General features: G+C 68.7%; 7 protein-coding genes and 1 pseudogene. 6 read left to right on the top strand and 2 right to left on the bottom strand.

The window, feature by feature from the left end; genetic code table 11:
* The first annotated feature begins 247 nt into the window (after positions 1–247).
* Positions 248–1,456, top strand: a complete 1,209-nt coding sequence (locus NS2_RS34280) for a UDP-N-acetylglucosamine--N-acetylmuramyl-(pentapeptide) pyrophosphoryl-undecaprenol N-acetylglucosamine transferase (protein WP_045440275.1) — start codon at positions 248–250, stop codon at positions 1,454–1,456.
* 82 nt (positions 1,457–1,538) lie between these two features.
* Here NS2_RS34280 and NS2_RS36535 read toward each other — a convergent pair whose 3' ends face one another.
* Entirely contained in the window at positions 1,539–1,895 is a 357-nt protein-coding gene (locus tag NS2_RS36535; RefSeq protein ID WP_158660768.1) for a hypothetical protein, read from the bottom strand.
* 16 nt (positions 1,896–1,911) lie between these two features.
* Positions 1,912–2,772 (bottom strand): helix-turn-helix transcriptional regulator, encoded by an 861-nt coding sequence (locus tag NS2_RS34270; RefSeq protein WP_033091469.1) that lies wholly within the window; start codon positions 2,770–2,772, stop codon positions 1,912–1,914.
* A gap of 55 nt (positions 2,773–2,827) precedes the next feature.
* On the opposite strand from NS2_RS34270, the pseudogene NS2_RS34265 reads away from it, so the two are divergent.
* From NS2_RS34265 to NS2_RS34245, 5 genes and pseudogenes are all read left to right on the top strand, one after another.
* A pseudogene (locus NS2_RS34265) lies at positions 2,828–4,458 on the top strand (AMP-binding protein).
* Entirely contained in the window at positions 4,455–6,158 is a 1,704-nt protein-coding gene (locus NS2_RS34260; protein WP_033091468.1) for an AMP-binding protein, read from the top strand. The pseudogene NS2_RS34265 and the gene NS2_RS34260 overlap by 4 nt, the downstream one beginning before the upstream one ends.
* 42 nt (positions 6,159–6,200) lie before the next feature.
* Entirely contained in the window at positions 6,201–6,392 is a 192-nt protein-coding gene (locus NS2_RS34255) for a hypothetical protein (protein ID WP_033091467.1), read from the top strand.
* A gap of 88 nt (positions 6,393–6,480) precedes the next feature.
* On the top strand, positions 6,481–7,371 hold the full coding sequence (locus NS2_RS34250) for an AraC family transcriptional regulator ligand-binding domain-containing protein (protein ID WP_033091466.1): 891 nt from the start codon (positions 6,481–6,483) through the stop codon (positions 7,369–7,371).
* Positions 7,371–8,363, top strand: a complete 993-nt coding sequence (locus tag NS2_RS34245; protein WP_052087062.1) for an AraC family transcriptional regulator ligand-binding domain-containing protein — start codon at positions 7,371–7,373, stop codon at positions 8,361–8,363. The genes NS2_RS34250 and NS2_RS34245 overlap by 1 nt, the downstream gene beginning before the upstream one ends.
* Positions 8,364–8,368 lie beyond the last annotated feature (5 nt).

Here is an 8,368-nt window from a genome sequence, read left to right as displayed (position 1 = left end):
CGAGTTTACATCACGGAAAGATATTGCCGCACAATAAGAACCGTCCGGTCGAATCTATTGACCAATTACGGCATATCACGCAATTCGCCAGCGCCGGCGGATCATCGGTGCGCCCGGTCGCAGTCTCGCCATACCTCACTATTCCGACTACCCCGCCGATGCCTCCCGGACCGGTCCGAATGCCGCGGTCCGAGATAGCCTGGGCGCTGTCCCACCCGCACCCGCCGAACCACCTGGAGGATCGTCCATGCCGAACCCCGCCGCCGACCGCGCCCCGATTCTGCAGCGCCTGGGCGACCGTGGCCGGGTCCGGGTGATCGTCGCCGGTGGCGGCACCGGCGGGCACACCTATCCGGCGGTGGCCGCCGTGCGGGCGCTGCGCGATCTGGCCGCCGAGGCCGGGGCGAGCGCCGAGGTGCTCTGGGTCGGCGTCCCCGACAGCCTGGAACAGCGGGTGGCGGCCGAGAACGACATCGAATTCACCGGCATCCGGGCCGGAAAGCTACGGCGCGACCGCAATCCACTCAAAATGCTCAATAAGGACAATGCTCGCGATGCCCTGCGGGTCCCCGTCAGCGTCCTCACCGCCCAGGGCGTGGTGCGCCGATTCCGCCCGGACGCGGTGCTGTGCACCGGCGGCTACGTATGCGCCCCGATCGGCATGGCCGCCGCGCTGCGCCGGCGGCCGCTGGTGATCCACGAGCAGACCACCGGCATCGGCAAGGCCAACCTGCTGCTGGCTCGGATGGCCGACCGCATCGCGCTCAGCTCCGACGCCTCGGTCGCCCTGCTGCCCGCCCGGATCCGGGACCGGGCCCTGGTCACCGGCAACCCGATCCGGCCCGCCCTGACGACCGGTGACGCGGCCGCCGCGGTCAAGGCCCTCGACTGGGACGGCTACGCCCCCGGCCTGCCGACCGTCTACATCACCGGCGGCGCGCAGGGCGCGGTGCAGATCAACGATCTGATCCAGGCGCTGATGCCCGAACTCCTCAACTCCGCCAACGTGATTCACCAGTGCGGGCGGCTCTCCTACGAGAAGGTGCGAGACTTCGCCGCCACCCTCCCCGCGGACGTGCGCGGCCGATACCTGGTGCGCGAGTTCATCGGTCCCGAACTCCCCGACGTGCTGGCGCTCACCGATGTGGTCGTATCCCGTTCCGGCGCGGGCACTCTCGCCGAACTCACCACCCTCGGCAAGCCCTCGGTACTGATCCCCTACCCGCACTCGGTGGGCGGCGAGCAGATCCGCAATGCGCGCATCCTGGCCGACCACAATGCCGCCCGCGCCCTGGTCGGCGACGACGCCACCGTCGAGAACCTGCGGACGGCGCTGACCGAGCTGCTCACCGAATCCGAGACCCGCGCAGCCGTTTCCGCCGCCGCGCGGGCGCTGGGTCACCCGCGGGCGGCCGAGCACCTGGCGCTGACGGTCCTGGATCTGGCCACCCGATAATTCCCGCCGGATGACGGGATAAATCACACATGCCATTCTCAGCCTCGAGTAGGTAAGGTCAAGGGTGTCAGCAAGTTCTCGGCTATTCCGAGAGATTGGAGATGCCATGCAAATCCAGGTCTTCGCCGACAAGCACGTCGGCGGCGGCGCGGTCGCCCAGGAAGCAACCGAATCCATTGCTTCGATTCTGGACCGATTCGCTGATCACCTCACCCGGGTCGAAGCCCACATCACCGATGTGAACGGCCACAAAGGTGGTTCCGAAGACAAGAAGTGTTCCCTCGAAACCAGGCCCAAGGGCCAGCCACCGGTAGCGGTCACCCACCGCGCCGAAACCGCCGAGGAGGCATATCTCGGAGCCGCGGAAAGCATGGCTCATCTGCTCGACAGCAAATTCGGCCGACTCCACCACGCCAAGGGCGGCGAGACCATCCGCCACCTGGTAGCGGACTGACCTAAGGAAGTAGCCCGAGGCGGCGTGCTCGCACGACCGCCTCGTGGCGGTTATGTGCGCCGAGTTTGGTCATGGCGCTTCGCAAGTAGCTCTTCACCGTTTCCGGCCGCACCGAAAGCCGCTGCGCGGCTTCGATATTCGTACACCCCAGCGCGACGTGAGCGAGCACGTCCAATTCCCGGGGCGCGAGGGTCACCGCATCGTCCGGGGCCGCGACGCCCGACACCAGGCGCGCGAGCTTCTCGGCCACTTCCCACAGGCGCGTGCGCGCCGCGGCATCCGACACCGTCTGCGTGATTCCCCGCAGTTCCGCGTGCAGATCCCGAAGCTGTTCGGTGACAACCGCATTCGCACTCGACACGGCCTCGCGCGCGAAGGACAGCCGCAGCCGCCGATCCACCTCGTCGCGAATGGCCAGTTCCATCGCGAGCCGCCGCCCGGCCTGCACCATCTCCTCGGCGATGCGATCCCCGATCACGCCCGAATCCCGGTTGGCCACATACAGCACCGCCCGCGCCTCGCCCTTCACTACCACCGGCACCGCCACCACCGCGCGCAGCCCCTCACCGAGCACGGGGACGTCGTAGTGGTGGGTGATGGTGGACGCCGATCGATAGTCGGCCACCGAGCGTGGCCTGCCCGACGCCACCGCCGACCCGCCGAGCCCCGAATTGTGCTCGACGGTCAATCCGCGCATGCCGTTGGTGCGGGTGCCCACGAACTCGCTCAGCACCAGCGTCCCCGCGTGCACCTCCCCGCCGAAGACGACCGGCAGCTTGGACAGGGCGGCGAGCCCGCGCAGCTCGGCGCGCAGCGCATCGCCGTCGCTCGGGCGCAGCAGCCCATCGGTGGTGGAAGTCATCGGGCAGCCCCTTTTGGGGGTAGTCGGGGGTGAATGTGACGTAGATCCTACCGGTGTGAGCGAGAGCGCAGTGAGTTACACCTTCGGGACCTGGAACGCTCCCCTGCTGGGCGACACCATCGGCGCGAATCTGGATCGGACCGCGGCCGCGCATCCCGATCGCGAGGCCCTGATCGACTACACCACGGGCATCCGCTGGACCTACCGTGAGTTCACCGCCGAGGTGGACGCGCTGGCGCTGGGCCTGCTGGCGGCCGGTATCGGCAAGGGCGACCGGGTGGGCATCTGGGCCCCGAACTGCCCGCAGTGGACGCTGACCCAGTACGCGACGGCCAAGATCGGCGCGATCCTGGTCAATATCAATCCGGCCTACCGGTCGCACGAACTGCGATATGTGCTGCGCCAGGCCGGAATCCGGCTGCTGGTCGCCGCGCCCGCGTGCAAGACCTCCGACTACGCGGGCATGATCGAGGAAGTCCGGCCCGAGTGCCCGAACTGGAACAGGTCGTGCTGCTCGACGGCGCGCAATGGCGGGAGCTGTTCACCACCGGCCGCGCCGCCGATCCGGAACTGCTGGCGGCCGCGGGGTCCGCGCTGTCCACCGACGATCCGATCAATATCCAATACACCTCGGGCACAACGGGTTTCCCCAAGGGCGCGACGCTCAGCCACCACAATATCCTCAACAACGGCTGGTTCGTCGGTGAGCTGTGCGGCTACACCGAGCAGGACCGCATCTGCATCCCGGTGCCCTTCTACCACTGCTTCGGCATGGTCATGGGGAATCTGGCCGCCACCAGTCACGGTGCCGCCATGGTGATTCCGGCCCCGGCCTTCGATCCGCGCGCCACCCTGGAGGCGGTGGCGGCCGAGCGCTGCACCTCGCTCTACGGGGTGCCCACCATGTTCATCGCCGAGCTGGCCGAGCCGGAATTCGACGCCTACGACCTGTCCTCACTGCGCACCGGCATCATGGCCGGGTCGCCGTGCCCAGCCCAGATCATGAAGCAGGTCATCGAGCGCATGGGCATGCGGGAGGTGTCGATCTGCTACGGCATGACCGAGACCTCCCCGGTCTCCACCCAGACCCGCGCCGACGATTCGCTGGTGCAGCGCACCGCCACCGTCGGGCGGGCCGGGCCGCACATCGAGGTCAAGATCGTGGACCCGGTGTCGGGGGTGACGGTGCCGCGCGGGCAGGCCGGTGAGCTGTGCACCCGCGGATATTCGGTCATGCTCGGCTACTGGGGCGAGCCGGAGAAGACCGCGGAGGCCATCGACGCCGCGCGCCGGATGCACACCGGGGACCTGGCCACCATGGACGCCGACGGCTATGTCGCCATCACCGGGCGGATCAAGGACATGGTCATCCGGGGCGGGGAGAACATCTACCCGCGCGAGATCGAGGAATTCCTCTACACCCATCCCGATATCCTCGACGCCCAGGTGATCGGCGTGCCCGACGAGAAGTACGGCGAGGAGCTGATGGCCTGGATCCGGATGCGCTCGGGCGCAGTGCCTCTGACCGCCGAGAGCCTGCGCGTGTACTGCACCGGCAAGCTCGCCCACTTCAAGATTCCCCGCTACGTGCACCTCGTCGAGGAGTTCCCGATGACGGTGACCGGCAAGATCCGCAAGGTCGAGATGCGCGAGATCGGCGCACGGCTGATCGAGGAGAACAAATGACGACCAATACCGAGAGCTACCGCGCCGCCCGCGACGGTCTGCTGGCCCTCGCCACCGACTACGACGCCGCCCTGCGCGATTTCGACTGGCCCCGCCTCACCGGCGAATTCAACTGGGCTACCGACTGGTTCGATGTCATCGCCGCGGGCAATGACCGTCCCGCGCTCTGGATCGTCGAGGAGGACGGCTCCGAGCAGCGGGTCACCTTCGCCGACATGGCCGCCCGCTCCGACCGGGTCGCCACCTGGCTGGCCGGGCTGGGCGTCGGCAAGGGCGATCGGGTCATGCTCATGCTGGGCAATCAGGTCGAATTGTGGGAGGCCATGCTCGCGGTGGCCAAGCTGGGCGCGGTCATCATGCCCACCACCGGGGCGCTGGGCCCCGCCGACCTGAGCGACCGGATCGAGCGCGCCGGAGCGCGTTTCGTCATCGCCAACCACGGCGACGCCGGAAAATTCGACGAGGTGCCCGGCGACTACACCCGCATCGTGGTGGGCGAGCCCGTCGCGGGTTGGCACGACTACGCCGTCGCCGCGGCGGTCGAGTCGGCAGGCCCGTTCCGCCCGGGCACCGAGGTGACCGATCCGCTGCTGGTCTACTTCACCTCCGGCACCACCAGCAAGCCGAAGATGGTGCAGCACTCCCAGATCAGTTACCCGGTCGGTCATTTGAGCACCATGTACTGGATCGGCGTCCGCCCCGGCGACGTGCATCTGGCCATCAGCGCGCCCGGCTGGGCCAAGCACGCCTGGAGCTGTTTCTTCACCCCGTGGCTGGCCGAGGCGACCGTATTCGTCTACAACTACGCCCGCTTCGACGCCGCCGCCCTGCTCGACCAGCTGCGCCGGGCCGAGGTGAACACGTTCTGCGCGCCACCCACGGTGTGGCGCATGTTGATTCAGGCCGACCTGGGCGAGCGACCGCTCGGTCTACGCGAAATCCTCGGCGCGGGTGAGCCATTGAACCCCGACGTCATCGCCCAGGTGGAGAAGGCGTGGGGCCTGACCATCCGGGACGGATTCGGGCAGACGGAAACCACACTCCAGGTTGGCAATACGCCCGGCCAGCCGCTCAAACCCGGTTCCATGGGCCGCCCCGCCCCCGGGGTGCCGGTGGTGCTGGTGGATCCGATCACCGGTTCACTCGCGGACGAGGGCGAGATCTGCCTCGATCTGACTGCGGCACCGGTCAATTTGATGACCGGCTACATCGGCGACCCGGAGCGCAATGCCGCGGTCATGGACGGCGGTTACTACCACACCGGCGATGTCGCGACCCGCGATTCCGACGGCTACATCACCTATATCGGCCGCACCGACGACGTTTTCAAGTCCTCGGATTACAAGGTCTCCCCCTTCGAGCTCGAGAGCGTGCTCATCGAGCATCCGGCCGTGGTGGAGGCCGCGGTGGTCCCGCAGCCGGACGACACGCGGCTCACGGTGCCCAAGGCGTACGTGGCCTTGGCGGCAGGATGGGAGCCGAATCGCGAAACCGCCCGCGCCATCCTGGAATACGCTCGCGATCACCTGGCTCCCTACCTACGTGTCCGCCGTCTGGAATTCACGGATTTACCGAAAACCATCTCCGGCAAGATCCGTCGCGTCGACCTGCGTCGGCGCGAGGAGCAGGCCCACGAAGCCGGGGAGACCATTGCCACCGAATACCGCTACGAGGACGTACTGAGCGACACCACCCGCTGAATCCGCACCGCCCCAATCCCGCTACGACCGATCGGAGATCTCGTGCCCCACAGCGTGGAAACCGCGACCGCCTACGTCATCGCCGCCCTGGAGGCCAAGGGCACGGCGAGTCACGAGGACTTCGACGTACCCGGCATCGTCACCACCACCCACGGCCTGACCCAGAGCTGGGACTTCCGGGCCGTCGACACGCGACGATTCTGGGGGATAGCGGCAACGTTCCTGCGCGCCTGACGCGACACCCGGCGGACGCGGAAGCGGGCTGCCTCACAGTTCGGGGAATTCCCGGTCCCCGGCCGGGAATTCCCCGCACCATTGGCATATGCACACCTCCGATTCCGTGCTGCTGCCCCGTTTCGTCCTGGCCCGCGCCGCGGCTGCCGGCCTGGATCCGGCGCGCCTGGCGCGGGCCGCCGGGATACCCGGCTGGTTGCTGGCGGACGGGGAGAGCCGGGTTTCCAGCGATTACTTCCCGCGGCTGTGGGAGCTGTTCGAGTTCGAGCTGAACGATTCGGAGGCCACGCTGCGGGCCACCGGCAGCTATCGGCTCGGCGAGTTCGGGCTCATCGACTATCTGATCTCGACCGCCGAGACCGTGGGCGCGGGCTTCGGGGCGCTGGGGCCGTATATGGGTGCGGTGTCGACCAACTTCCGCATCGAGCCCAGCGCGCAGACCGAGACCGAGTCGACCTTCGACGACTACACCGTCAATGCCGAGGGCCGCGGGCGCGACCTGTCGGTCCAGATGGCATTGACCACGCTGATCTCGCGCATGCGTCAGACCACCGGGCGGCCCATGGATCCGGTGCGGCTCGAACTGCGCGAGCGCCCGCCCCGCAGCCTGGCCGCCTTCACCGAGCAGTTCGGCACGGCCCGGCTGAATTTCGGCGCGCCCATCGATCGCATCACCTTCCGCACCGGCGATTTCGACCAGCCGCAGATCACCGCCGACCCCAGGCTCGCGGCCGTGCTGCGCCGCCACGCGGTCACCATGCCGCCCCCGGCGCCGCGCGTCACCGAATGGCCGGACCGGGTGGCCACGGTGCTGGCCGAGGTCCTCGACGAGACCGATCCGCTGCTCGACGAGGTGGCCCGGCGCCTGTACACCAGCCCGCGCACCCTGCAGCGCCGCCTCGCCGAATCCGGCACCACCTGGCGGCTCGAGGTCGACCGGGCCCGTAAACGCCACTTCGAGCGCCTCGATTTCGACTAGTGAACAGCCGATCCGATTGCCACGACAGCATGCTCATGACCCGCTTCGCCCTGGAGCGGGCGGCGCGGGCCGGGCTGGATCCGGACCGGATAGCCCGGCTCGCGGGCGCGCCCAGCTGGCGCGAGGGCGGTGAGCGCACGCGGGTAGCCGCCCGCTACTGCCTGCGGGTGTGGGAGCTGGTGGAGCAGGAGACCGGCGATCCCGATGTCGCGCTGCGGGTGTCGGCCGAGAGCGCCACCGGCGAATTCGGGCTGCTGGAGTATCTGTTCCTGTCCGCCGAGACCCTGGGCGCGGCGCTGGACCAGTGCGTCCGCCACAGTGGCAGTCTCTCAACGTGTTACACCCTCCGAATCGCGGATCGTTCCGAAACCGCGATCAGCTACCAGGTGCTGGCCGCCGTGGACGACTGCCGGGGTCGAGAGTTACTGATACAGGCCATTTTCGCATTGCTGGTCGGCCGGGCGCGCGCGGCGACGCGCTCGCCGGTGGTGCCGTTGCGGGTCGGCCTCCGGCAGGCCGCCCCGGCGCGGCGCGATGCCTTCGTCGAGCTGTTCGGCACCCGCGCAATCGATTTCGGCAGCGCCGAGGACACCGTGACGCTGCGGGCGAGCGACCTGGCGCTGCCCATGAAGTCGGCCGACCCAGAACTGACCGCCGTCCTGGTCGCCTACGCGGCGACCCTGCCCGCCACACCCGAGTTCGGGGCGACCTGGCTGGATCGCCTCGGCGAGGTTCTCGACGCCGCCCTCGAGGACGGCACCGCGACCCTGGAGCCGGTAGCGCGGCGGCTGCTGACTTCACCGAGATCACTGCAACGCCGCCTGTCCGAGGCCGGCACCACCTGGCGCCGCGAGGTGGACCGCGCGCGCCGCCGCAGATTGCAACGGGCCGAACATCTTCCACGTGCCCAGCAGGCGAAGTTCCTCGGCTACGCGGATCCGGCGAGCCTGCGGCGGGCGGTCGGCCGGTGGCGTGAGCGCGAGGATTCCTAGTGTCC

Source organism: Nocardia seriolae NBRC 15557, from assembly GCF_007990715.1.
Taxonomy (GTDB): domain Bacteria; phylum Actinomycetota; class Actinomycetes; order Mycobacteriales; family Mycobacteriaceae; genus Nocardia; species Nocardia seriolae.
Note: the sequence above shows the minus strand (reverse complement) of the source record. Positions and strands in the feature narration are given on the sequence as shown.